Consider the following 26,929-nt stretch of genomic DNA (forward strand, 5'->3'; position numbering starts at 1 on the left):
GATTATGAGTTTATCAATCTTTTCTTCCTGTAAAGATTTTTTAGATACAAAACCCTACGATAAAATTACGGGAGATCAAACTTGGGCTAGTGAAAATTTATCGACAGCCTTTATCTTTCAAATATATGCGGATGTTCTTGCTAACGACTCTTGGTTGGCATCCTATGCAACACCTAACTCAGCACGTTCTGAAAGTGTAACGAAAAATGCCATGACAGGTACTTTAAATGGTGCTTTTTGGTCTAAAGATCGTGCAGAATTGATGACAAAAAATGACGATTATGGTTGGTTGAATTATAATATTTTGTGGCGAATTCATACCGCGATGAAAAATATACAGGCAAGTGCCAACTTTTCAGAAGATTATAAAAAGAGATCTTTAGGCGAACTGTATTTTTTAAGAGCAACACATTATTTTGTATATGCTAAGTTGTTTGGTGGACTACAGATTATAGATAAAGAATTGAGTTTAGAGGATAATTTACAGATTCCACGAGCTTCTATAAAGGAAACTTATGACTTTATCATTTCAGATCTAGAGCAAGCAAGTAACTGTGTCTGAAAGAGGAAGAGCGAATGTTAAAGCTGCACAAGCTTTAATGATGAGAGTAGGATTGCAGGCGGCTGCTTATGTCGATGGTGGAACGCCTACGAGCAGTTATTATGATCAGGTACTTCTTGCTGGTCAAGCTTTGGGTTTAGATGCTTCAGGATCACAATTAAGCCCATACGCTAGTATGTTCAGATCTTATGAAACTGCAGTTACAGCATCAGAACTTATTTTGACCAGAGAGCGTAATAAAACCAATACCTCCTTGTATGATACTCCCATGCAATACCAAGGCCTATGGGCAAATGGAAAGTTTTCTGACTATGCAAAACAGCATTTTCCAATCAATGTGACAATGAATTTTTGGGGTATGGATGGAGGTGCCTGGCCCACTCAAGATCTTGTTGATGATTATTTGGTTGAAGATGTCGATGGAAGTATCAAATATTGGGAAGATGCATCTTATGTAGCAACAGGAAAAAATGTGGATGAAAAAATGTATTTCAGTAATACGAAGAAAAGAGACCAACGTTTTTATGCGACAGTTTTATATGATAGCTGTAAATATTTCAACGATCAAGTTCGGGTATTTTTTAGAAGAGATGGAAACGTGAGTAATGCAAATAGTAAGATAAATGAAGGTTCAGAGCAGGAGTACGGATATCGCGCAGGTAATACCGAGAACTATAATTCTTCCACAGGATATGCGATGTTGAAATATTTCTACACGCATGTAGTCAGTCTTCCAAGTCCTGGTGATCAAAAAATGGATTACCTATACTCCGTGCTTCGTTATGGGGAAGCTTATTTGAATATGGCAGAAGCATATCTGATGAAGGGTGATTTTGAGAATGCAAAAAAATATATGGCGACCACAATGATTAAGCATGGTGGTTTTAAACCTGATCGAGTTGTTTCTTATTTAGCGCCGTTAACAGGTAACAACTGGGATAATAGTTTATTTGAAGCATTTAAACGTGAGCGAAATGTAGAAATGGTTTATGAAAATAATGATTATTACTGGTCACTGTTACGTTGGGGGATGAGGTCCTCAGGTGGAGTCAAAAATGGCGAATATGCAAATAGCGGTTATGTTATTCCTGAATTACAAGGAGCATTGCGAGGAATTAGAATTTCTAGAGATGGAAAGAGTTATTCATTTTTTCAGGATAATAATGCGGTCGGTGAAGCTCGATTCTCTCCTAAACGTTATTTGTTGCCAATTAGAGAATCATTCCGCTTACAGTCAGGAGTAGAACAGAATCCAGGATGGGAATAGTATGAATAATAAATCAATTTGATATGAAAAAAATAATGAGAACAATGTTAAGCTTAACATTCATATGCTTTACATTAACAGGGTGTTTGAAAAGTGGTATGGAGGAATTGACTAATTCTAGTGATAAGGTTCTTTCCAGTATTGATTATACTTATCGATTTTTATACACGGATACCATACAAAAAGGAACAGCCAAACAAGAGATTCAGCAGGGGCGTATGTGCGAAGTCATTTTTAAAAAAAATACAGAAAAGATAACTGAAGGTGGATTGGATGGTTTTAAAACTACAATATCCTACGATATTAATTCTGTCTTGAAGGCCGGTCCTACAGGTTCGGTCACTAAATCCATGCTCTATAAAGAATTTGAAAAATTAATTAAAACAGATCAATTGAATAAGTTGTGGGTTTATATGACAATTTCAGATGTTGCCACTATAACAGGTGTAAAAGATGCACCTAAATTAGGTAGCGAAGGAAATTTTTCTACAGACCATATTTATAGAGTGAAAGCTGCTGATGGTTCCATAAAAGATTATTTAATAAAAACCGTTAAAGGATTTTAAAAAGTGAGTTAAAATAGAATTATCTAGTTTTGACTGATTAACAGTACCCGTTAGAAACTTCTCAAACGGGTACTGTTAATATGATATCATCATAGTCTCTAGATAATTAATTGCAGACACTAAATAATCTTTTTGATCTAAAGTTGATAGATGGTCGTATTGGATCAAACCTGGTTTAATTAGGCTTTGCCAGATGAAATTCGTTGTCTTTATCTGTACAAGAGTATTTCATTATTTAAAAATTGGAGACACCAAGGCCTCCGATTTTTAAAAATGATTTTCTGTTCATCATAATTTAGAAGATTATTTTTTTATCGTTAATAACGAATCTTACAAATGTTTGATGATATCAATATACGCCTTAGGCTCTTTAATAAATTGATCATGTGGATAAGCTGTTAGTTCGCTTTCCTTGTGTGTGCCATAAAGAGAACCGACCGAATAGTATACATGTGCATGCTGTGCAGATAGTAAATCAGATGGAGTATCTCCGAGATTAATCACAGATTTACTATCCGCAATATGAAGCTTCTGCATAGCCAATTTGATCATATCCGGTGCTGGCCGACCGTGCTCCACATCGCTACTGGAGATAGAGCAATTAATGATATTAGCATTGGTATTTTTGGCACACAGGTAATTCTGGTCTAAATCTTTTTCCCAACCTAATTGTTGTAAGATAATGTCCGTCACGATACGATAAAAACCGGTAGTTAACGCTATTTTAATATCTTGCTGTCTGCAAAATTCAAATACCTCAAGAACGCCCTCATAAGGTTTGGCGCCAATTGTTTTGTAATGATTTTCCAATGTATGACAGAATAGTTGGTAAGACTTATTTACCTGATCACGATAAGAAGGGTGATCAATACCAATCGCCTCTTTCCAGATCGTTTCAAATACTAAGATCTTTGACCAGCCCATCATACTGTTTATTTTTTCAGAAGATACTTCGATATTTGTTGCTTTAATAGCATCCAAGAAACATTTTTCTACTTCATTGTGGTCTTGAACTGTTGTTCCTGCCATGTCAAATATGGCTAATTTTACTTTACTCATGTTTATTAATAGATGTTTGCGGTTTTACAAAAGATATAATGATTGCGCACAAAGCACAAATGATGGCTACAACAAGAAAAATATTTGAAGTATTGCCAGTAGAGTCAATAATTTTTCCAAAGATGGGTTCACCAATTGCAGCAAATACATAGGCAAACATGTTCATTACCCCTATACCCGTACCAACAAGTTTTGTTCCTAGTATATCCGGACTTAATGTCCAAAAGTTGGCTTGTGGACCATAAACAAAAAAGCCAGCAGCAAACATGAGTATCGAAGCAAATATATGATGCGGCGTGGGGATGAAATAAATGAGGAGGGCGATGGCACAGCTGCATAACATACCCATCCTAATTGATTTACTCCGATTTTTATGGAATAAGAGATCAGATATATACCCAAAGGAGATAGCACCGACCGCCATACCTATAGGTATCAATAGCGTAAGCCAAAGATTACCAGTAGATTCTTTGTAATTATTGCCTAAAAAATGAATGGGAACCCAAAAGATCAGCCCATACCTTGCCATGCTTTGAAATCCGATCGCAACGGATGCAATTAGAAATTTTTTATTTCCAAATACTTCTATATAAGATTCTTTCCAGTCTAGCTTGCCTATGTGATCCTGCTTGTTGACAGCAGACTCTAATGTAAATCCTTTTAGACTAGGGTGGCTACGTGCTATGATTAAGAACAGTATAAGTGCAAAAAAGAGAAAAAGTATAGGATATCGGAAGAGTGTACGCCAGCTTTGCTCTTGATGCACTAATAATAAGGCCATAAAAAAGGTAAGTACAGATGAACTACCTGCTGCCATAGTATAAAAACCAAATGCTTTACCTCTTTCATTACTGTTCCACCAATTAGAAATTAACTTACTTCCAGCCCCCCATGCCATGGACTGGAAATAACCATTTAAGGTCCACAGAATTAATATTGACTCATAAGACGCGGCGAAGCTGATCGCCATATTACAGACGATCGAGAAGAAGCCTCCCATTAAAATCATGATCTTTGGACTAAGTCGATCTGCCAGATTTCCATTAATCAACTGACCTATGGCATATCCCATTAACATCGAGAAACTAATCCAACCGATCTGTTGGTAGCTGATACCCAGCTCTGCCGACATGCCCTTAGCTGCCCATCCAAAATTGTGTCTTCCCGTATAGAAAAATAAATAACAGAACATGGTGATAAAAAGCATCTTCCATTGTTCTTTTCTGAAGTTTTGTTGTATCTGCATCTTCGGCTATCTAAGATCCATATTGATGCCTACACGTATCGGTTTATTAACAACTGCATAGTCAAATGCTTCATTCACCTGATCTAAGGAGAATTCTTTCTCAATAAGATCGAGGAATGGATATTTTTGCCAATTCTCATTAATGAAATCTACTGCTTCGGAAAAGTCATCATAGTTATAATTATGTAGCCCTCTGATCGTTAATATCCTTCTGATCATTTGTTCAGCATCTAGTTGAAGCTTACGTTGATTGAATACTGCACCTATAAATACAGCAGTGCCATTGATACCTAATTGTGCTACTCCAGTTTCCATAGCTTCAGTAGAACCGCTCATATCGATAAAACAATCAACACCATCTGCAGTATTGGTTAAATCAGTAGGTTGATCCATTTTTGAATTAAATATTTCTGTTGCCCCAAACCTTTTTGCTAACGTTAAACGCATGTCGTCAATATCTGTTACCACAATCTGAGAAGCTCCGCTCTCTTTGCACATAGCTGTACAAACTAAGCCCAATAGGCCCATACCTGAGATTAACACCCTTTTACCCTTTATTTTGCCCGCCAGTCTAATGGCACCAGCAGCGGTTGCAATGGCACAATTGATGGTTGCTGCAATTGGAGCCGGCAATTCTTTTGGTAGAATTCGAATATACGTATGGCGTCGCAATATAATATGAGAAGCTAAACCACCATGAAAAGTATCTTGTTCCGTGATTTGTCGATGTCCATATTTATATAGGTAATCATTTTTTTGGGGAGTATCAGGATTATAGACAGCCGTATGAGGGTCACTTGCAAATACGGTCCAAGTAATGGTATCCCCTATAGCAAGCTGCTTTCCTGTAGCGTCATTTAATAAAGAGTTTGCATTCAATTCAATTATTGTCCCTACAATCTCATGCCCTAATATCGTAGGGCAGGGTTCTTGTCTTAAACCACAAAATGTATGAAGATCACTGCCACAAAGTGTAGCATAATTTATTTTAACCAGTATTTCGCCATCTTCAAGAGTGGGTATCTTACTTGATACTGCCCGAAGTAGTTGATGAGGTTTTTCAAAAACAAAAAAATTTCCTTGTATAGCCATGATAGTATGGTAAATATAACTTAAAAAGTTTTACAATACTAAACATTGTTTATAAATACTATATTTAATATATATTAAGTTTATATTAAATAGTTGATTTTTGCCTTTATGTTATTGGCCCTAATAGATTGGAAAAAGGGATTTTTATAATGCAGCCATCCAATGCATACCCCTATATCGTATAAATATGATTTCAATAAGATAAATATGATTTTAAATCAGAAATACTTTTTATCCTTTGATCATGAGCATCTTTATTTCGCATCATCAAAGCGTATGCATTATTAAAACCGATCGGTTTTAACCATTTTATACCATATTTATCTTTAAATTCTTGTTGAACATAATCATATGTTTTTTCCGGGTTTTGGGTCACCTCTTTCATATTTTCTTGTGTCGTATTTAAGAGGACCAATAGTCCAGTACCGGTATACTCCGGATAGAGATCGATTGCATCATTCATGAGCGCATCAAAGCAAATTTTAGTACCCCCTAATCCTGTTTTTGTTTCCACGGCATAGGAGGTATGTCCTTCAATTAGCATTTTGTATAGTGCCGCAAGAATATACTGTTCTCCAAAAATTTTAGAACCAATTCTTATCTTTCCTGCATTACGTTGGCCGGCACCTTTATATAGATGTATGGACTTTAAAAAGTCTTGTGCTACTTTTTCCGGTGTTTGCTGTAGAAAATCAGTTTTATAATTCATTTCTGTCATCAAGGAATCATTGATCTTACCCGCTAATAGATCAATAACAGGTTCTAAATCTGGATATTTTAGTAATGTTTTTGATTTAATGATTGGTGCAGCATAGTAAGGTGGAAATATTTTTTTATCATCTTCTAATACGTTAAGGTCAAATGCCTTTATTCGTCCGTCTGTCGAATAGCCACTAATCACATCCAATTTACCTTCATGGATAGCTTTGTACATAATCGCATCACTGATAATTTTTGGATTCATGTACAAGCCATATACCGCACGTAAGCCGAGATCACCATCTTGTCTACCCATAAACTCTGGAGTAAAACCTGCTTTTAATTTGTTTGATGTAGGGGAGGGCCAAAAATAAGATGCAAGAGCAATTATGGTTATCAATGAGCCTATTACACGCCATCGATTTAAATTTCTAAATTTTAAACGTTGCAAAAAAGCGATAGTCTGATCCAAAAAAATGGCCAGAAATGCTGCCGGAATTGCGCCCGCTAATATCATATTACTATTGTTGAGTGATATACCTCCGAAGATAAATTCACCCAGCCCACCAGCGCCAACAAATGAAGCCAAAGTTGCAACTCCTACATTGATCACCGTAGCGGTTCTGATTCCAGCAAGTATGACGGGCATTGCCAAGGGGAATTGTACTTTAAATAATAATTGGCGTGAATTCATACCCATCGCTTTTCCTGCTTCCATCACATTGGTACTAACTCCAGTAATGCCTGTATACGTGTTTCGAATAATTGGCAACAGCGCATAAATCAATAATGCTACAATTGCAGGAATTGCTCCTATACCAAAAAAAGGAATCATAAAACCGAGCAATGCAATACTCGGTACTGTTTGTAAAATGCCTGCTATACCCAATATAAAATGGGCTAGTTTTTTCTTTCTTGATATCAATATACCGAGTGGAATACCCACAATAATAGCAAGCAAGAGCGATGAAAAGGTCAATCCCAGATGCTGTATGACCTGCATGAACAGTTTTTCATGTTGCTCGACAACAAAGGTCCAAAAGTTTTGTTTCATCATGCTATTTGCATTTTTCTGTAAGCAGCAAATGCTTTTGAAAGTTTTTCATAACGATCAAAGTCATGCTTATCCCTGCTCAAATGTTGTAAAGCCGACCATACGGTTGATCGTGCTGAAAAGCTTGGTTGTATGATATCCTCAATAAGGAGCATCGTCTCAAGATCTGCTAGGGTTGTTACTTTATGTTCTAACAATAATCTATTGCTAGCAAAAAAATCACTTACAAAATTATTTTTAGGATGATAGATCATTTCTTTTGGAGTCCCAATTTGAAGGATTTTTCCCTTGTCCATTAAAGCGATTCGATGACCAAGTTCAAAAGCCTCCTGCACATCGTGAGTCACTAAAATAGTCGTTTTATTTTTTAATTCATCCAGCGATTTAAACGCGGTATGAATTTCGGATTTAGTAATATTGTCCAATGCACCAAATGGCTCATCCATTAAAAGGACAGGTGTATTGGCAATTAAGGCTCTGATGATCCCTACCCGTTGTTGTTGTCCACCACTTAATTCATGTGGATATCGGATTAACATATCCGTAGAAAGATGCAATTTATGCATCAATTCATATGTACGGTTTTGAATATGTTTTTTATCCCATTTCAATAGCTTTGGAACTGTGGCGATATTTTCTTGAATGGTATAATGTGGAAACAACCCCGTATGTTGCATGATAAATCCTATTCCCATCCTGAGATCTTCCATTTTTTTATCCCGTATATTTTGACCATTGATCGAGATATGACCCGTATCCGTTTCGATGAGCCGATTGATCATTTTGAGCGTCGTTGTTTTACCGCATCCGCTAGTTCCTAAAAGAATCAAGATTTCTTGGTCAAAAGCTTCAAAGGATATTCCATCGACAACAGATCGTCCTTCATAATGCTTTGAAATAGACTCTACTTTAATCATAAGTTATCATTCATTTTGCAAGTCTTATACCAGTAAATTGCCATTGATGATGAGCGTGAAAGAAATTTCGATATGTCTTTCTACTGTGCCCTCGCGAGGTAGCTTCTGAGGCCCCTCTTAAAACCATTTGGTTGACCATAAATTTGCCATTGTATTCACCTACTGCACCTGCTTCCTTTTTGAATCCAGGATAGGGAAGATAAGCACTTCCGGTCCATTCCCAGCGTTCGCCCCAGTTTAGCAGATCAGCGGAGATTTCCCATTCCGCTTCTGTCGGCAAACGCATTCCTTTCCAATTCGCATAAGCAGTAGCTTCATAAAAGTTCACATGGTTGACAGGAGCATTCAGATCCAGTTCTTGTAAACCAGCAAGTGTATAATGCATCCATTGATGATCAATTTGATGCCAATATAAAGGTGATCTTCGCTGAGAGGTTTTTACCCAATCCCAACCCTCGGCATGCCAATGATTAAATTCAAGATAACCACCAGCTTCCATAAATTCTAGATATTCGCGATTACTAACCAAGCGATTCGCAATTTCAAAATCTGCAAGATATACACGATGCCGCCCAAGTTCATTGTCAAAGCAAAAACCTGTACCTTCAAATCCGATTTCGTATATACCTTCACGGAAGTTTATCATTTCCATAGCCTTCAATTCAGCTGTGGGAGAAATGTTATCTTGCAAATAAGGAGGGAAAAGTGGATTATGACCTAAGATATATTTAATATCGGTGATGAGCAATTCTTGATGTTGTTGCTCATGATTGAGTCCCAGTTCTAATAAAATAGCAATAGGTTCTGATAAATGAAATTTTTGATCAAAAAATAGCTGCATCTGTTCATCAACATATGATCTATATTGATAAATATCAGCTACCGAAGGACGACTCAAATTTCCACGATCTGTTCTGATCACACGCGCACCTACAGTCTCATAATAACTATTGAAAACATAATTATACTGTGGATCGAAAGCTTGGTATCCGGTAAAGTATGGAATTAATAAAAAAGTTTCAAAAAACCATGTAGTATGACCAAGATGCCATTTTGGAGGACTTACATCGGCAATGGGTTGTACCACATAGTCTTCGATAGCTAAAGGAGCGCAAATATGGACAGAATGATTTCTGATCGTCCTATATTTTTCTTCTAAATCGATGATGTGCTTGCTTAATGTATCTGCTGTTTTCATGTTACAATTTTTTATTTGACTTGCCAAATGACATCTACAAACCAATGTTTTGAATCGTACAGGTCCTTTACAGGACTAAAACCTGCTTGATGAGCAAGCTGTCGAATATCGTTATCGGAGAATTTCTGAGATATTTCCATATAGATCGGTTCATTTTCTACGAAGGAAATGTGCTGATTATCTATGATTACTTGTTGTGCCGCAAGACTGATGAGATAACTTCGACAGGCACCGCTGAGCGGATCATAGGTTTGATAATGCTCGAATAGATTCAGATCAAAATTAGCTTCCAGTTCCCGATTGATGCGTGCAAGAAGATTTAAGTTAAATTTTGCCGTAATGCCGGTAGGGTCATCGTAAGCATTTAATATGGTTTGAGGGTGTTTCTTTAAATCAAAACCAATGAACAGGTAATCGCCTACGTTAAGTTTTTGCCGCAATGAGGCACAAAACTGTGCGGCTTCTTCCAGTTCCATATTACCAATATTGCTTCCTAAAAACAAAACCACTTTGCGTCTTGAAGATAATGCCATAGCTTGATCGATCATCTCAAAATATTCACCTTTAAGACAAGTGATTTCAAGATTTGGTATGGATTTGTTGAGATTTGTTTTTAAAAGAGACAAAATATTTCCTGATATATCGATAGGCATATAACTGAAATTGACATCTTGATCGGTCAGATGTCTCAGTAAGTAAGAAGATTTCATGGCATCACCGGCACCCAATTCAATCAGATCAAAAGGCTCCTCATCAGCTTTTATAAAATGAGCAATATCTGCCGTTTTATTTTTGAATATATCGAGTTCGCAATCGGTCAAATAATAGGTTTGCATAGCCATAATTTGCTGAAAGAGATCATCGCCAATGCTATCGTAGAAGTATTTGGAAGATAATTTCTTCGGAGTGCTTCCTAAATCGTCTAGCACTTCCTGACGAAATCTTTGAATAGTATTAGGAATATTATTTTGGTGGTATTCGCTTTGCAGACCAAATTTCATTATGTCGTAAATTTTAATTTGTTATCAATGAAAAGTTCGATGGTTTCTATCGTTCTACTGTTATAACATATGAAAACTATGACTTGTTTGCAATATCGGATATTGTTAAAAAAGTAAAGCCATTTTTTCAAGGGCTTTATACGACTTAATTTGAACTATTATAATTTTAGGAAAGATAATCAGTCGGTTTTTATGATATTTTTATTTGGCTTTTGCTATCTTTTTTTTCTTTTTCTTCATTTTATTGATCCAAATAATAGTACCGGTAATTGGTAGCGAGGCACAGATCAAACCCACGATAAATGTTAGGATTTTGGTTAACATTCCGCCATAACTTCCTACATGAAGATCATAATTCATTGCACCAATTTTATCACCGATCGGAGCATTTTGAGATTGTTTCAGTTTTTCAATTTGACCGCTTGTTTGATTAAAATAATACCAAATGAATTCTCCAGTACGCTCCTCAGAAAACCGTACTTGTATATCCTGAGATTCGGCAATTGATTTGCGTAAGCGGATTGACATCATCTCTGCTTGAGGATGTTTGGATAAGGTGTAATGCAGGGCATTATCTATAGTTTTTGATTGATTTTGAGGTACATAATCAAAGTTGTTTTGTGGTGGTAGTTTTTTTGTATCCCCCAGATGATTGAAAGCATTCACATAAAATTCTTTAAAAGAAGGGAAAGTAAACGCAATACCTGTTGTTGCAATTAGAAGAGCAAAGATTAAACTATAAAGTCCCAAAATCTGATGCAAATCATAATTTAATCGCTTCCATTTCACGTTGAAATCAAACAAGATCTTTCTTTTTAGTTTTTTAAAACTCCATTTTTTGGGCCACCATAAAACAATACCTGATAGCAGAGTAATAATAAATATAATAATGGAAATTCCTACGACCCAATGACCGATCTTTTTTCCGAGCAGTAGATTCATATGCAACTGCAATATCACTTGGAAAAATTCAGTTTTGGAATTTTCGACGACTTGTACCTCACCGGAATAAGGATTGACAAATACCCGCTTATGATAAGTGAAATACTGATGATGACCAATACCATGTTCATTCGTCTTTACAGCCCGGAAAACCCATGTTCTGTTTGGAGAAAGATAAAGATCTGCACGGCTGATATTTTCACCTTCAGGTAAAGCTTTTTGAGCAATGTCTATCAGTTGGGTAAGGGGTAGGAGCTTACTATGATCCGATTGCGGTTCATGCGTATAATATTTTTGCGGATAGATGATTAATTTAAGCTCGTCATAGAATACATAAAAACAGCCAGATAAGCTTACAATGAAAACGACCAGACCTGTAAACAAGCCTAGCCATTTGTGTAACCATAGTATACCTTTTTTAATCATTCTTAAAACTGGTAATAAAGATTCACCGAAGTCACAGTACCGCTTCCTTTCACATACTCTGCATCTAAAGCACGATATTGACTCACTGTCGGGTAGTAAGATGTGTTGAATAAATTTTCTATTCCTAAACCTATTCTCCAGTTTTTATTCAATTTATAGTTACCCGATAAATTGAAAAGATCTACATGACTGATAGGTCCTTCACTATTGTTGTATTTTCCTTTATCATTAAGCGCAAATCGACCCCTAGACCCTGTATGTATCCAAAACAATTGTATGTTTAATTGTTGGTTGGGTTTATAGTTAATAAATCCTGTTGCTTTTGGTGGTGCAATGCGGGAGCCATTCAGATAAATTTTACTGCCATCATCCATTTTTGCTTTTCCTTCCACATAAGCATAACTACCACCTAAACTTAACTGTTGACTAAGCTGAGCATCTATTGCGATTTCATAACCTTTTACCTCTTCAGGCTCACGTTGTGGCATGAGAAATCCACCGACATCAACTAAGTTTACACCTAAATCCGAAGTACTGATATAATAAGAAGCTGATACATTGAATATGCTGAAACGACTAGAAAAACCCGCTTCATAATTATTGGTAATGATAGGATCTGTTTCTAGATTTCCGATCGTATTTTCTGTAGCTCTGCGTAAGATACGGCCCAATTCATTGATGGCAAAGGCTTGTGAAAAACTCACAAAGGGATTGAAATAATCGTATTTTGTATACCGTAAACCGGCATTGAACATCGTCGCCTTATAAGGAATATTTCCACCACTCACCATAATGCTACCTTCGCCATTAGCACCTGTAGCGATCGTATTGAAATCATGGATCTTGACAGTCGCATTTTCATAGCGAACGCCTCCTTTGAAGATTAGATTTTCAACTAGATCTGCTTTTAGCTGTACATATGGTGCAAAGTTAACCATATTCATTTTAGGAATGTATACACGGCCATCTGTCAAATCTTGATAGGTGACATCTTTTAATAAATCCAAACCATAGGTTATTTCGGTCGGGATAGTAAAAAGTTGAAATGGTGTATTTAAATTGACTCTTAATCCTTTTTTATTCGAGTTGATCATCGTTTGGCCAGGACCATACCAAGCCGTTCCGCTAGCAACATACCTATTCATGGATCTAAATGAATTCAAATAAGCTGTTACATCTAATTGTGTGGATTGAAAGAGATTATTTTTGGAGTAGCTCAGCATGGCATTGTGATTGTAAGGCGTGCCAGCAGGTTTACCTGGTTCTTCGCCCACGACCCCAATGGTAGGCGATTGACCGTACACACCATTTTTACTGATATATTGAGCTCGTTGTGTGCTCCCGTAATAGTTATAGAATCCGGTCAAGGTACTGCTTGAGTCAATTTTATAACCAATTTTCGCAAATCCATTATATTGATAAGAGTTCGATAGACCATCTGTTTGTCCGAGCGGGAGACCATCGGAATCCCTTTGTAAACCAGTGTAATCTACAGATCCGGATACGGTGTAGCTCCACCTTTTCACTTGACCTAATAATTGTTGCGAAAATCTATACCCGATCGTTTCTTTTGGATCAAATGGATTGATTGATGTCCCCAATTGGGTTTGCCCGCCTATCTTTTTACCATCGCTGTTTTTTTTCGTGATATAATTGATGATACCTCCACCTGAACCATTACCATAAATGGAAGTAGCACCTTTTATCACTTCGATACGTTCAATTACACTGGGGTCGATAGTTCGTAGGTCACGTGCTCCATTCATAAGGGGTGTTGATTGTGGGATTCCATCAATTAATATGAGCACAGCACGTCCACGTAGTGTTTGTCCCGAATTGGTTGCTTTATTGGTAGAAGTGCCCAGCCCAGGAATCGCATTTCCTAATACCGAGGCCAAGTTATTGGTAATATTAGTCTGCGCTTGAATATCTTGTTGGTTCAGAATCGTAATAGAGGAGGGGATAGTCGAAATGCTTTCTGGTTTTCGACCTGCTGTCACCACAATCTCATCAAGTACATGCGTGCTTGCCACTAAAATAATGTTTAAAGCATCATGAAGCATCTGGTTTGATATTTTGAGCGTTTGCTCACGAAAACCCACAGCAGAAACCGATAGTTTTTGATTCACAATTTTTTCATTCGTTGTCCTTAGCAAACCACTTGTATCCGTACTTCCTAGAAACTGTTGATTAAGAAGGATTGTGGCACCAGCAATTGGATTACCTTTTTCTGTTTTGACATGTATAAGCATCTGTTGGGCTTCACATATGAAAACAAATAGCTGAAAGGCCGCAAACAGTAGGAGATATTTCCATCTTTCTTGGATGGATCTGAATGAAATAAGCATCTGTATTGTTCTATATTAATTTAGATTTGTTCTAAACAGAGGCAAATATACAATCTATTTGATTCGAGTAAAATTTTTTTTCATTTTTTTTGGTCAATAATGTGATTTTTTTTAGGCTATTAAAAAAGGTTGCTCTAAAATACGATGATTTAGAGCGACCTTTTTTGTTTGTACCGACATTGATATTGGCATTCTTTATTTTATAGTTTGGTTTCCTATATCCATTGTCTATAAGCTTTTTTAAGCTTGATGATGATCAGTGTAACAAACCCTAAAAATGCAAAAATAGCGTAGCCTATTCCAATTTCAGTTTGGGTATCTGGATTCACGAGACTCACGACAATATAGCTTAATGCCGAAGTGACCAGATACGTAATACCTCCTGCGAGTCCACCTGCTATTCCAGCTGATGAAGGAAAACGACCCAGGCAGTACCCAAAATAGTTATTGAATATAAACCCTGCAGTCACATGGATGAGAAAAGCAAATAACGATAAGGTGTAAATATTGGTGGCATATGGTGATATGAAGATCATCACAACGATAAAACCTATTTGTAGATAATTAGCCATTTGTAATTTTGGCAACAAAGATTTCTGGATAAGGGCTCGCCCTATAAATCCACCTGACATCCATGCAAGTCCCATCAGTAATGAAATATAGCCGGTCGTAATAGAACTAAAGCCTAGGTTGTGCTCGATAAAGAACGGTCCACTGAGATTATAAAACATGACCAATCCATAACTTATACCACACATCAATACACCGAAGGTAAAATCTTTGGTTTGAAGCATGGTTTTAAATTCGGTCACTAAATAATTCAGTTGTAGCGGGTTCTTTTTACGTATAGTTTCGGCAGAAAAAATTAGTTCCAATACAAATAGAATAGCACTATATGCTGCCAGCAACATAAAGTTCGAGCGCCATCTGCGGCATTGATGGTAAATAGATATCGGTAGCCAAACCTGAAATCGGTACTAATGCAAAAGCAATTAGTGTAGGTGCAAATGATTTTTTTGAATGTATAGTATTGCTTCGCATGTAACTCTTTTTATTGAAAAAATGAGGTGGGTAGATAAAGGGAAACCCATGTTGGGCAAAGGTATAAAATTCAACAATGACGTGTACTTGTTTTTACTTCAAGTGCAGCGTTACATGATCTATAAAAGCAATTGAATGGCCTATATAAATTTTATGGTATATAGGGTGTTAGATGATTTGTTGTTAATTATAGTGTTGATAATGAGTGTTATGATTTTTTTTTATGCTGATTGATAATCGTTTTAAGACCTTTGTTAATCAGCATCCTGATAAAGAAAAGACATCCTTTCTTACCATTTGTTTGACATTTAAATGATGTTATTTGCGGTTATGATGCTATTACTAATATGCTTGGATATATTGATTATTGAACATAATTTATGAAAATATCCAGCGATATCGTTTTCGTATTTAATATCTATATTTATATCAATCAGCTTAATTTATTAATAATATTCATTTATACTTGTACGATCAACAGCACCATTGGACTGCTATTATGATTAATTTAAACCAGAACTCATTATTATGAACATCTTGTTGCGCTTCAAAGAATGGTTATTATTGATAGGCATATGCTTTAGTTTCTTATCATACGGGCAAAAACAACCCCCTAATATTATATTTATATTGACCGATGATATGGGGTATTCCGATTTAGGTTCTTATGGCAGTCCGAATATTCAGACTCCATTCTTAGATTCATTAGCAAGCAAAGGTGTACGGGCTACAAATTATGTTGTTTCCACTCCTTCATGTACACCCTCTCGCGCATCGCTATTGACCGGGCGCTATGCTTCTCGCTATAACTTGCCTCAGCCGATCGGTCCTGGTTCTGATTTAGGTCTACCTGATGCTGAGGTAACGATCGCTGAAATGTTAAAACAGCGGGGCTATCGAACAGCTTTGGTAGGAAAATGGCATCTTGGTGATAAAGCAGAATCGCTACCCAATGCACAAGGATTTGATTTCTTTTACGGTATGCTATATAGCCACGATTACCGTGCTCCATATGTCAAAACGGATACAGTGATTAAACTTTTTAGAAATCGTACTCCTGAAGTATTTGCACCTGATGACTCAGATCTTAGTCAACATTATCATCGTGAAGCGCTTCAATTTATCAATAAGCAAAAAAAAGATAAACCGTTCTTTTTGTATTATGCCCATAATTTTCCACATCTTCCATTGGCATTTTCAAACAAGAAAAATCCTTATGCTAATGCACAAAATGCAGGTCCCCTTGGGGCGGTGTTGTATGAGCTGGATCAATATATTGCTCAATTATGGCACGCATTAGAAGCGAAAGGTCTGGATAAAAATACCATATTGATGTTTTCAAGTGATAATGGACCTTGGATAGAATATCCAGCACGTATGGCAGATGATGGCGAGACGAAAAACTGGCATGTCGGAACTGCAGGAGTATTTAAAGGCTCGAAAGCGCTGACTTATGAAGGCGGTGCGCGCGTCCCTTTTATTGTTTTCGGAAAGGGGATCATTCCTCAAGGAAAAGTTATTCGTTCTTCTATCAGCAATCTAGATATTTTACCAACTATTGCTTCTTGGACAGGATCTTCTTTACCAGATAGAAAATTGGATGGACAATCGATTCGTACTTTGCTAGAAGGCAAGGATCCTGATTTACATTATAATCACAGACCGATATTTTTGGTCAATTACGGTAAGCCAGAGGCAGTAAAGGTTGGCGATTGGAAATACAGGATTGTCAAACAGCGAACCAATTTGATATCAGGTAAAACCGAAGAAACGGTTGAAGAATTGTTTAATGTTGCGTGGGATCCTAGCGAACGGACCAATTTGATCCATCAATATCCAGAAAAAATGGCAGAGCTGAAAACGGTATTTGCTTCTTTTGATCAAACAGAATAATTTTTCAGCACCAAATAGTACCTCAAATGATATCACGCAGCTCTATAATCATTTTTCGTGTAGCAAAAATTATTCAGATTATGCTACTTTCTGTGGAGTCCGCCCAGATATACTGCATCCATCTTTTTGGATAATTAGATCGTTAGTAACTGATTTTTCAACATCTTAATGCGTTAATAGTATCAAAAAATCAATCAAATGAAATAAAATCTTTGTTACATCATGTTGTGTTTTTGCTCTTTTCAATACGTTATTGCATAATATACAATGGAGTTATTGTTTTATTTTATATATGTACTCCTTTTTAGCCTTAAAATTAATCGACTATACTTATCTTGTTCTAGAATTCAATGCGCACATCATGGGCAAAATTCTGACTACATATAAACCAGATACTTCTTATGAAATTTTTAAGAAAGCTACCAAGCATCTTGACCTATGCTATACTGTTTGTACAGTTTTGTTTTTTAATGCCTACACATGCCGCGTTACCAACGGGCAGAAATGGCAACATTATACCAGATCTACAAACTCAAAATTTATTACGTTCGATTCAACTTGTTGACAAATCTGTTTCCACCTATTTTTCAGGTGATGAGATGACCATGGCTAGATTTTACAATCCGGACACGAAAGAGCATTCTACAGAAAGAGGTAGTGTTTGGATGTATACGGCATCTATCGAAGCGGTCAATGCTGTCTTGACAAGTCTCAAGCTCCAAAAGGAAAACGGTAATACAATTTTGTATGATCAACATTATAATCGTTATGTCGATTTGCTCAAGAAACTATTTAATAATGCTGATTATTATCTAGGCACTTTTACGCTGACTTCATTTACACAAGAAAAAGAGTGGACCGTTTACGCCGTAGACCGTGTTCGGGAAAAAGGCAAAGCGAATGTTAGCGGTATATTGAATGTCTATGATGATCAAATGTGGCTTGTGCGTGAATTATTAGATGCCTATCACCTTACCAATGATCAGGTCTTTTTAGAGAAGGCTGAGTATTTGACGGCATATGTGCTTGATGGTTGGGATAGTACGCTAGATGAAAAAGGTAAAGAACATGGTGGTATTCCTTGGGGTCCTGGTTATGTAACGAAGCATGCCTGCAGCAATGGCCCCATGGTTAGCCCTTTAGTATGGCTGCATGAAATCTATAAGAACAAGTCCGATCAGATCGAACATCGCTATATCGATACAAAAGATATAAAATCACGACGTTCCAAAATGGTCAGTAAAGGTGATTATTATTTGAGTTTTGCACAAAAAGTCTACGATTGGCAAAAACGTTATCTTTTAAACAATCAAGGTGTTTATACAGATATGATGGGAGATTGCTCTCCAGATTGTTCTATTGCGTATGAAACTGTTCATGGAACAAGATACCGAGCAAATACATTCTTGAAAACTGCTGTCGGTCCCTCATTTTCCTATAACAGCGGGACCATGATTTCTGGAGCTGCAGATCTATATCGTGTAACAAAATCAAAAAAATACCGGGAAGATGCACAGTTATTATGTCAGGCTAGTTTTCAGTATTTTGCCAAAATCGGAAAACAGATTCCAGCATATTATACTTACGAATCCTCGGGATTCAACAATTGGTTTAACGGTATCCTACTCCGAGGATTCTTTAATAATTATCGTCATGATAAAAAAGCGGGAAGTTACATGGAGTCTTTTCAAAAGAATCTGGATTATGGTTATGAGCACTTCCTGAAGGATGGTTTTTTACCAACAGATTTATTAGCGGGCTGGGATGCAGATAAAAACAAGAATAATGTGGAAGCGATGTTCATGTTTACCTATGCAGCCCAATATGCCATATTATCGCAATATGAAGTAGAAAAAAAGAACAAAACTAAATAAACATCAAAAAATACCTCATGCGTTTCACATGAGGTCTTTTTTGTATTTGGTTAAGAATGCAGTTTTTGCTGATCTAAGAATTCAGATGGACTTACTCCAAATTGCTTTTGAAAGTTACGTGAAAAATGAGTGGCAGAGCTGTAACCCAGTAAATTGGAGATTTCATAGATTTTGAATTTTCGTTGTGCTAGCAATTCTGCGGCTTTTCGCAGCCGGGTCAGGTTAATTAATTCATTAGGAGATAGGCTCGAAACAACATTGATTTTTCGATAGAGTGTTGGTCTGCTCATGCACAAGATATCGGCCATGCGGTCCACATTGAATTTCGGATCCTCCAAGTGAAGCTGAATAATATCATCCACTTTCTGTAGAAATTCCTGATCACTTGGATTTTGTCCGATACTTTGTATCTGTGATAGCGGATTACTCACGAAAAAAGCTTTTACTTTAAGCCTATTTTTTAGCAGACTAGCGATTTGAGCCTTTAGAAAAGCAGGCGAAAATGGCTTTTCAATGTAAGCATCAGCACCAAACTCCAAGCCTTGTATTTTCGATTCGATGCTGTTTTTCGCCGTCAGTAAGATGACCGGAATATGCGAGTATGCCATATTTTCTTTGATATGTTGACACAATTCATATCCATCCATTTCCGGCATCATCACATCGCTAATAATTAAATCAAAATTATCCGATTCCATCAGTTTCAAGGCTTCTACACCATTGTTGCTGGTTTGAACATGGTATTCTTCACAGAGATCATCCGCAATAAATTCCAGCAATTCTTGATGATCGTCGATTAATAAGATATTGGCTTTTGCATTTTTCATGATGATATTGAGCTTTGATTTAAAGGTATTGTTAATACAAATATGTTGAGGCAAGATTCGTCCGTGTGATAGACTATTGTACCTTGATGCTTTAAGGTGAGTGATTTTGTTAGGGCAAGTCCCAGTCCACTTCCAGAAATGCTTTTACTTCGCTTTACGCGATTAAAAGGTTCAAAAATGTGATCTTGATCTGCAGTAGGAATAATCGGACCATCATTCTTGATAGTCAGTATAAATGCATTTTTGTATGGATCACTTTTCAAACAAATTGTGATGTGTCGATCCGCATATTTTAATGCATTGTTAAGCAGATTATAACAAATTTTCTCGAAAGCATCCCGATCAATGAAAGCCGTGATATTTGGATCAATATCCTGATTAAGGACCCGGTTTTGGGCGATCAAGGTGATCAAAAAGTTATTGATGATTTCCTGTAAGATGAGACTGACATGTTGTGAATCAAAGTTTAATTTAAATCCTTCAGCCTCTACTTTTCTGAAATCCAATAATTGATTGCTCAGATCGATGAGCTTATTCGTATTATTTTCCATCGTCTGCAACAGTTTATCTATCGCAGGATTGCGGTCCACTTTATCCATTAATTTTTCCAATGGTGCTTTGATCAGCGTTAAGGGTGTTCGAATTTCATGGGCAACATCGGTATAAAAATTGATTTTAGATCGATACAATTCATGATCTCTAAGATTTTGTATGGTCAAGATATGTTGCCTGTTGCGCTGTTTTATTTTTTCATTAAAATGATGGATGATAAAAGCGACCAGTCCAATGATAATAAGTCCATATATGAAATATGCAGGTAGGCTTGCCCAGATGGGCGGCAATATTTCTATTTTTAACGTTTTAAGTTGTGGAATTGCTAGCCCATTGGGATCTTCAGCTTTAATCATAAACGTATATTTTCCTGGCGCCAGTTTGGTAAAATATGCGCGTGGATTCCCTTTGATATGATTCCATTTGTCATCTACTCCCTCCATTTTATAGCTGTAGCTTATAGAGTGCGGAGCCTGGTAATGTAGAGCTGCAAAATCGAGGCTAAACGAAGATTCGTCGTGCTTCAGCTGAATATTTTCTGTAAATAAAATTGATTTTTTCAGAATCGTAGAATCATCTGTCTGGTTTACTTCTCGATTATTGACCGTAAGATCTGTAATAAAAATAGGAGTTGTTGTGGAATAATTGATGGCATTGAGCCGCTCTGGTCTAAATCGAATCAAACCATTGATGGAGCCAAAATAGAAGTTTCCATTTTCATCATCGAACGATGAATTGTAATTGAATTGAAGCGTTGGTAAACCAGACTCCATATTATAAGTTCTTATTTTTTGATTTTTGGGATTATATCTAACCAATCCTTTTGAAGTCGCGATCCACATATTGTTTTGGTTATCTTCCAAAAATGATAAGATAACATTGCTGGGCATTCCATTTTGCATATTGATGCATTTAAATCCATTGTTATGGATTTCTTTCTTGGCCACTCCACCCTCTGTAGCGATCCAAAGCTGCCTGTTGGAATCTTCAAATAAACTATTGATCCGATTGTTCGGTAGTGCTTTTGGGTCATTGCTTTGATGCGTATAATGTTTAAAGTATTTGGTCTTCGGGTTATAGCAAAATAAACCATCACGCCAAGTTCCAATCCAAATATTACCTTCAAAATCTTCCAATATACATGTATAAAAAATATAAGCAGGTACATTTTTGATTAAGAAAAATTGCTTGGTATCCAAGTCAAACCGGTAGAGGCCACGTGTCGAAGCGGCTAAAATATCACCATTTTTTGTTTGATAAAGATGAAATATAAAATTACTTTCAAGTTCAGAATTTCGATAACTATTTCGATCTAAATGGTGAGTAACCTGTAATCTTTTTAGATCAAATATATCAAGACCATTGACAAAAGCGCCAATTAATAATTGATCTTTAATTGGTAGTAGTCCATGAATATTATTATTCGCCAATGCACTATTTTGACTGGTGAAATTTTGGATCGTATGGGTTGAAAGATCCCATTTTGAGATTCCTCCGTTTTCAGTACCCATCCAAATATTTCCCTGTTTGTCTTTTTTTATCGCTCGTACAACAGATCCTTGCAGGTTTGATGGTTGATCACCAGGTAAAATTTTCTCAATGATACTATTATGTGCATGATAATAATTGAGACCACCAAAATAAGTACCTAGCCATATCCCTTTATCTTTGTCTTGAAGTATATTATAGATCGCATCATCAGAAATCCCCCATTGATTATGCTTTTCCTTTCGTAAATTTAGGAATGTTTGAGTCGCTATTTGATAGATAAATAATCCAGATTCGGTGGCAAACCAATATTCATGATCATTTGGTTGTATAATATCGCGCACATACAAAAATTGTTTCAATTGCTTATGACCTAGTATAGACGTGATGTTTTTTTGTTTTCCATCATATAAAAAAACACCTGCTTTTGAAGTTCCGATCAATAATTCTCCGGTTTTTGTTTCGACGATTTTCTCGATGCTATACCAATCTTTCTTTTCAAATGTACTGGTAAAGTCTAGAAGTATATGAAGTTTGTCCCGTTCATCAACTTCATAGATCACGCCTTCCGGAGTGCCAAAGTATAATTTTCCTGTACGTGTGCTGCATATCGAGGTGATGTATAGATCTGAATGGGTGATTTGTTTTGTTTTCTTGTTCACGAGGTTATGCACATATAACATACCATTGGAAATAAACCATAGTCTGTGCTTACGATCAGTGGTGATCACCGGGACTTCCGTACTTCGAAATTTCTCATCCAATATTTTAAATCTTTCATAAATCGGATCATAAGAATAAATTCCTTGATCCGTACCGATCCACATGTTCTTTTGATCATCTTCTTTGAGAGAAATAATTGAATTGCTCCCAAGACTATGTGGATTTTGCTGGGATGAGGTAAACTGTTTAAAGCTATTTCCATCAAAACGATTTAAACCATCTTTAGTACCAAACCATAAAAATCCATAACTATCTTGCATACTGCAGATCACTGCATTATTAGACAATCCTTCATTTATTTGGTAATGATTGAAATAATAAGGTTGAGCATAGGTATTCGTACAAAATAAAAGATAGGCCAAATAAAGAAGCAACAGTTTAATTTTTATCATGTCTATAATTGGTAATTGATACAAAACAGCAACATTATGAAACGATTTCGATGATCAATATTTTCTAAATTTAGGATTTTAGTACTTGCAAAGATGAAGATAAAAAATATAAAAGTAAATCATAACTTTTATATACAATTATTTCATTTATTGATCAACTAAATCGCTTAACTTGATCAATAGTATTCCCATTATAAACCTTAATCAAGCCATCAAAATAAAGTAAATATGAAGATAAAAATAAAGTATATCGGTGTGGTCAGTATCCTTTTTGTTGTAGTAGGGTGTCAGCAAAAGAATGCCACTAAGGCTAAGGATGAACCCGCGATGACTATGCACATGGATAGCAACGCATTTGCAGGGAAAATAAATGATCAAGAGGTGCATTTATTTGAATTGAAAAATAAACAGGGAGTGCAGGCCTATTTGACCAATTTTGGAGCCCGTATTGTCGGTCTTTGGGTACCGGATAAACAGGGTAATTTGCGGGATGTCGTTTTAGGTTTTGCAAAAGCAAGTGATTATCATAACCCGGCCGAACCGTATTTTGGAACAATTGTCGGTCCATTTGGAAACCGGATCGCAAAAGGAACGTTTCAATTGGATGGACATGCTTACCAATTAGCCGTTAACAATGGTGTCAATACTTTACACGGCGGTTTTAATGGCGTTCATTTTGCCAATTGGACAGTAAAAGCTAAAAATGATTCATCGATCACATTTGCCTATACTTTACCAGATCGATCAGAAGGATTTCCTGGAAATATAGCGATGCAAGTAACCTACGCTCTAAATGAACAAAATGAATTGACTATTGCTTATCAGGCACAGTCGGATAAGAAAACAGTAATAAACCTCACCAATCATGCATATTTTAACTTAAATGGAGAAGGTAGTGGCTCCATATTAAATCATCAGATTAAACTATATGCTGATGAATTTACACCCGTTGATAGCACGTTGATTCCAACAGGAAAACTGGAGAAAGTAATCGGAACACCTTTTGACTTTACCGTCAAAAAAGCAATTGGTCGAGATATGAATGCTCATGATCGCCAGCTGTCTTATGGAAAGGGATATGATCATAATTTTGTTTTAAATAAACAAAAAGAAGGAGACTGGTATAAGGCAGCTCAAGTGGTAGGCGATCAATCCGGAATTGTGATGGATATTTTGACCGAAGAACCAGGAATTCAATTTTATAGTGGCAATTTTATGAATGAAAAAGTCCAGTTAAAAAATGGTAAAAAAGACTCGTTCAGAACGGCATTTTGTTTAGAGCCACAACATTTTCCAGATTCCCCCAATCAACCTAATTTTCCTTCAACAGTGTTACTTCCCGGTCAGATCTATAAGACAAAATCGCTGTATCGATTTTCCCTTCAGTGATGAGCGCTGTTTTTTCAATCATCGAACCAAACACTTTTCCTATAAAGGAAAGTGCTTTTTCAGGTATTCATTGGAAAAGGTTTTACCTGATATCAGCAAATGATACAAATACGCACATTATTGAGAAGATAAGCAAGCTAAATTGCCCTGTTAAATCTTAAATTTGGATAACCAGTAATTAAACACAGTAACCTAATAAGAGGTCCATTATTATTACTCATATACCAGTATTAAAAATGTGTGGAGTAGGAACATAGAATAACTTAAAAACGAGTTGTTGGTTCCAAAATTAAACTTGTTATGATCACAAAAAAAATAGTTTTTTTAGTTTTTTCAGTATGTATTTGGATTTCGACATCCGCTCAAAAAGGATCTGTTGCAGTTGTTGAACAGTTGCCTGTAAACGGGAAAAACAGCAATTATATCAATAATAGGTTACCACTAAAGCAAAATGTACTACTCAAAATTCCTGTAGGTAATATTGTTCCTATGGGTTGGCTGGGTAAATATTTAGCATTGCAAAAAGAGGGATTGACAGGGCATTTAGGAGAGATCAGTGCTTGGTTGTCCAAGAAAAATAATGCCTGGTTGAGTCCCGATGGCAAAGGTGATTTTGGATGGGAAGAAGTTCCCTATTGGTTAAAAGGGTATGCGCATCTGGGCTATATCTTAAAAGATCCTAAAATTTTGGCTGAATCTAAAATTTGGTTAGAAGGCGCTATTCAAAGTCAGCGTCCCGATGGCTACTTTGGTCCTTTGATCCTAAGGAACAATAAGCCCGATTTATGGGGCAATATGATCATGCTTTGGTGCCTACAATCTTATTATGAATACAGTCCTGATCCTCGGGTACTCGATCTGATGACCAAATATTTCAAATGGCAGCTGCAACTTCCAGATAGCTTCTTTTTAAAGGATTATTGGGAGAATAGCCGTGGCGGAGACAATTTGCTGTCCGTATACTGGTTATACAATCGCACCCAAGGAAATGAATGGCTGATGCAATTGGCTGATAAAATTCACCGCAATACCGCAAATTGGAAACAGATGAATGATTTACCCAATTGGCATAATGTGAATGTTGCACAATGTTTTCGTGAGCCAGCAACTTATTATTTAAAAAGTCAATCTCCAGATGATTTGAAAGCTACCTACGACAATTTTCATTTTGTCAGACAGGTGTTTGGGCAGGTACCTGGTGGTATGTTTGGAGCGGATGAAAATGCCCGTCCAGGTTATACCGATCCACGACAAGGAGTCGAAACCTGTGGGATGGTCGAGCAGATGGCTTCCAATGAAATTTTACTAGGTATCACTGGAGATCCTTTTTGGGCAGATCACGCAGAAGATGTCGCATTCAACACCTATCCTGCAGCAGTAACCGCAGATTTTAAGGCATTACGTTATATTACAAGTCCCAATATGAGTTTGAGCGATAGTCGCAACCATGCTCCGGGGATTGATAATAGTGGACCATTTTTGATGATGAATCCCTTTAGTTCCAGATGTTGCCAGCATAATCATAGCCAAGGTTGGCCCTACTATGCCGAACACCTATATATGGGCACAAATGATAATGGGGTCGCAGCAGTGCTTTATGCAGCATCCAAAGCAGACGTGAAAGTCGCTAATAATCAACGTGTACATATTCAGCAAGAAACCAATTATCCATTCGACGAGACGATTTCATTTAAAATAACAACAACGTCCAAGCAAGTAGAGTTTCCCTTTTATCTGCGCATTCCTGCCTGGACAAAAGATATGAAGCTTAAAATCAATGGTAAAACTACTGATATCGTCGGCAATGGAAAGTATATCAAAGTAGATCGTATGTGGAAAGATGGTGATCTGATGGAGTTGGTCTTGCCTATGGAAATCCAAGTTAAACAATGGGCTGCAAATAAAAACTCGGTCAGTATCAATCGAGGACCGTTGACCTACGCTTTGAAAATAAAAGAAAATTATATACAGAAAGACAGTAAGCAATCGGCTATAGGGGATTCCAAATGGCAAGAGACTGCTGATCCGTCCAAATGGCCTTCTTTTGAAATACTTCCGCAGAGCGATTGGAACTATGGGTTAGTACCCGAGCAATTGACAGATTTAAAGCAATTAAAAGTTGTAAAAAAAGCATGGCCAAAAGATGGATTTCCCTTTGAAGCCCATGCTGTACCCATTTCAATTCTGGTGAAAGCGAAGATAATACCCGAATGGAAGATCGATGCGCATGGACTGACTGCTGTGTTGCCTCTCAGTCCAGTAAGTACCGAAACAAAAATACAGGAAGTGGAATTGATTCCAATGGGAGCAGCACGATTACGGATCGCAGCTTTTCCAACTGTAAAATAGTAATAGATAGATTTTAATGATTAC

Annotated in this window: 20 protein-coding genes; 7 read left to right on the plus strand and 13 right to left on the minus strand. The window is 36.7% G+C overall.

Annotated elements, in window-relative coordinates; all coding sequences use genetic code 11:
* The first annotated feature begins 4 nt into the window (after positions 1-4).
* From MUB18_RS11610 to MUB18_RS11620, 3 genes are read left to right on the plus strand one after another with little or no spacing between them, the layout of a single operon-like run.
* The gene (locus MUB18_RS11610; protein ID WP_248753190.1) at positions 5-562 is read left to right on the plus strand and encodes a RagB/SusD family nutrient uptake outer membrane protein; all 558 of its coding nucleotides are present in this window, start codon (positions 5-7) and stop codon (positions 560-562) included.
* On the plus strand, positions 555-1,829 hold the full coding sequence (locus MUB18_RS11615; protein WP_248753191.1) for a RagB/SusD family nutrient uptake outer membrane protein: 1,275 nt from the start codon (positions 555-557) through the stop codon (positions 1,827-1,829). Before MUB18_RS11610 ends, MUB18_RS11615 begins: the two co-directional genes overlap by 8 nt.
* Positions 1,830-1,852: 23 nt before the next feature.
* Positions 1,853-2,395 (plus strand): DUF5018-related domain-containing protein, encoded by a 543-nt coding sequence (locus tag MUB18_RS11620; RefSeq protein WP_248753192.1) that lies wholly within the window; start codon positions 1,853-1,855, stop codon positions 2,393-2,395.
* A gap of 330 nt (positions 2,396-2,725) precedes the next feature.
* Here MUB18_RS11620 and MUB18_RS11625 read toward each other — a convergent pair whose 3' ends face one another.
* From MUB18_RS11625 to MUB18_RS11675, 11 genes are all read right to left on the minus strand, one after another.
* Entirely contained in the window at positions 2,726-3,454 is a 729-nt protein-coding gene (locus tag MUB18_RS11625) for an HAD hydrolase-like protein (protein ID WP_248753193.1), read from the minus strand.
* Entirely contained in the window at positions 3,447-4,700 is a 1,254-nt protein-coding gene (locus MUB18_RS11630) for an MFS transporter (protein WP_248753194.1), read from the minus strand. The genes MUB18_RS11625 and MUB18_RS11630 overlap by 8 nt, the downstream gene beginning before the upstream one ends.
* A gap of 6 nt (positions 4,701-4,706) precedes the next feature.
* Positions 4,707-5,792 (minus strand): zinc-binding dehydrogenase, encoded by a 1,086-nt coding sequence (locus MUB18_RS11635; RefSeq protein WP_248753195.1) that lies wholly within the window; start codon positions 5,790-5,792, stop codon positions 4,707-4,709.
* A 193-nt stretch (positions 5,793-5,985) separates the two neighbouring features.
* The gene (locus MUB18_RS11640) at positions 5,986-7,548 is read right to left on the minus strand and encodes an ABC transporter permease/substrate-binding protein (RefSeq protein ID WP_248753196.1); all 1,563 of its coding nucleotides are present in this window, start codon (positions 7,546-7,548) and stop codon (positions 5,986-5,988) included.
* On the minus strand, positions 7,545-8,462 hold the full coding sequence (locus MUB18_RS11645) for an ABC transporter ATP-binding protein (RefSeq protein ID WP_248753197.1): 918 nt from the start codon (positions 8,460-8,462) through the stop codon (positions 7,545-7,547). Before MUB18_RS11645 ends, MUB18_RS11640 begins: the two co-directional genes overlap by 4 nt.
* A 10-nt stretch (positions 8,463-8,472) precedes the next feature.
* The gene (gene egtB / locus MUB18_RS11650; RefSeq protein ID WP_248753198.1) at positions 8,473-9,660 is read right to left on the minus strand and encodes an ergothioneine biosynthesis protein EgtB; all 1,188 of its coding nucleotides are present in this window, start codon (positions 9,658-9,660) and stop codon (positions 8,473-8,475) included.
* A gap of 11 nt (positions 9,661-9,671) precedes the next feature.
* Positions 9,672-10,661: an L-histidine N(alpha)-methyltransferase gene (locus tag MUB18_RS11655; RefSeq protein ID WP_248753199.1), complete on the minus strand. Its 990-nt coding sequence runs from the start codon at positions 10,659-10,661 to the stop codon at positions 9,672-9,674.
* 201 nt (positions 10,662-10,862) lie between these two features.
* Entirely contained in the window at positions 10,863-12,029 is a 1,167-nt protein-coding gene (locus MUB18_RS11660) for a PepSY-associated TM helix domain-containing protein (RefSeq protein ID WP_248753200.1), read from the minus strand.
* Between the two features lie 2 nt (positions 12,030-12,031).
* Positions 12,032-14,377, minus strand: a complete 2,346-nt coding sequence (locus tag MUB18_RS11665; RefSeq protein ID WP_248753201.1) for a TonB-dependent receptor — start codon at positions 14,375-14,377, stop codon at positions 12,032-12,034.
* Between the two features lie 215 nt (positions 14,378-14,592).
* Positions 14,593-15,288, minus strand: coding sequence for a hypothetical protein (locus tag MUB18_RS11670; RefSeq protein WP_248753202.1), 696 nt, complete (start codon positions 15,286-15,288; stop codon positions 14,593-14,595).
* The gene (locus MUB18_RS11675; RefSeq protein WP_248753203.1) at positions 15,269-15,418 is read right to left on the minus strand and encodes a hypothetical protein; all 150 of its coding nucleotides are present in this window, start codon (positions 15,416-15,418) and stop codon (positions 15,269-15,271) included. The genes MUB18_RS11670 and MUB18_RS11675 overlap by 20 nt, the downstream gene beginning before the upstream one ends.
* 528 nt (positions 15,419-15,946) lie before the next feature.
* On the opposite strand from MUB18_RS11675, the gene MUB18_RS11680 reads away from it, so the two are divergent.
* Both MUB18_RS11680 and MUB18_RS11685 read left to right on the plus strand, forming a co-directional pair.
* Positions 15,947-17,311 carry a sulfatase-like hydrolase/transferase gene (locus MUB18_RS11680; protein ID WP_248753204.1) on the plus strand — a complete coding sequence of 455 codons (1,365 nt, stop codon included), beginning with the start codon at positions 15,947-15,949 and terminating at the stop codon, positions 17,309-17,311.
* Between the two features lie 401 nt (positions 17,312-17,712).
* The gene (locus tag MUB18_RS11685) at positions 17,713-19,185 is read left to right on the plus strand and encodes a glycoside hydrolase family 76 protein (protein WP_248753205.1); all 1,473 of its coding nucleotides are present in this window, start codon (positions 17,713-17,715) and stop codon (positions 19,183-19,185) included.
* 50 nt (positions 19,186-19,235) lie between these two features.
* Here MUB18_RS11685 and MUB18_RS11690 read toward each other — a convergent pair whose 3' ends face one another.
* Together MUB18_RS11690 and MUB18_RS11695 are read right to left on the minus strand one after the other, a co-directional pair.
* Positions 19,236-20,012, minus strand: a complete 777-nt coding sequence (locus MUB18_RS11690) for a response regulator (protein ID WP_094772470.1) — start codon at positions 20,010-20,012, stop codon at positions 19,236-19,238.
* On the minus strand, positions 20,009-23,167 hold the full coding sequence (locus MUB18_RS11695) for a sensor histidine kinase (RefSeq protein WP_248753206.1): 3,159 nt from the start codon (positions 23,165-23,167) through the stop codon (positions 20,009-20,011). Before MUB18_RS11695 ends, MUB18_RS11690 begins: the two co-directional genes overlap by 4 nt.
* Before the next feature lie 228 nt (positions 23,168-23,395).
* Here MUB18_RS11695 and MUB18_RS11700 point away from each other — a divergent pair, with 228 nt between their 5' ends.
* The gene (locus tag MUB18_RS11700) at positions 23,396-24,556 is read left to right on the plus strand and encodes an aldose epimerase family protein (RefSeq protein ID WP_248753207.1); all 1,161 of its coding nucleotides are present in this window, start codon (positions 23,396-23,398) and stop codon (positions 24,554-24,556) included.
* A 300-nt stretch (positions 24,557-24,856) separates the two neighbouring features.
* Positions 24,857-26,905 (plus strand): beta-L-arabinofuranosidase domain-containing protein, encoded by a 2,049-nt coding sequence (locus tag MUB18_RS11705; RefSeq protein ID WP_248753208.1) that lies wholly within the window; start codon positions 24,857-24,859, stop codon positions 26,903-26,905.
* Positions 26,906-26,929: the final 24 nt, after the last annotated feature.

The organism is Sphingobacterium sp. PCS056, assembly GCF_023273895.1.
GTDB lineage: Bacteria > Bacteroidota > Bacteroidia > Sphingobacteriales > Sphingobacteriaceae > Sphingobacterium.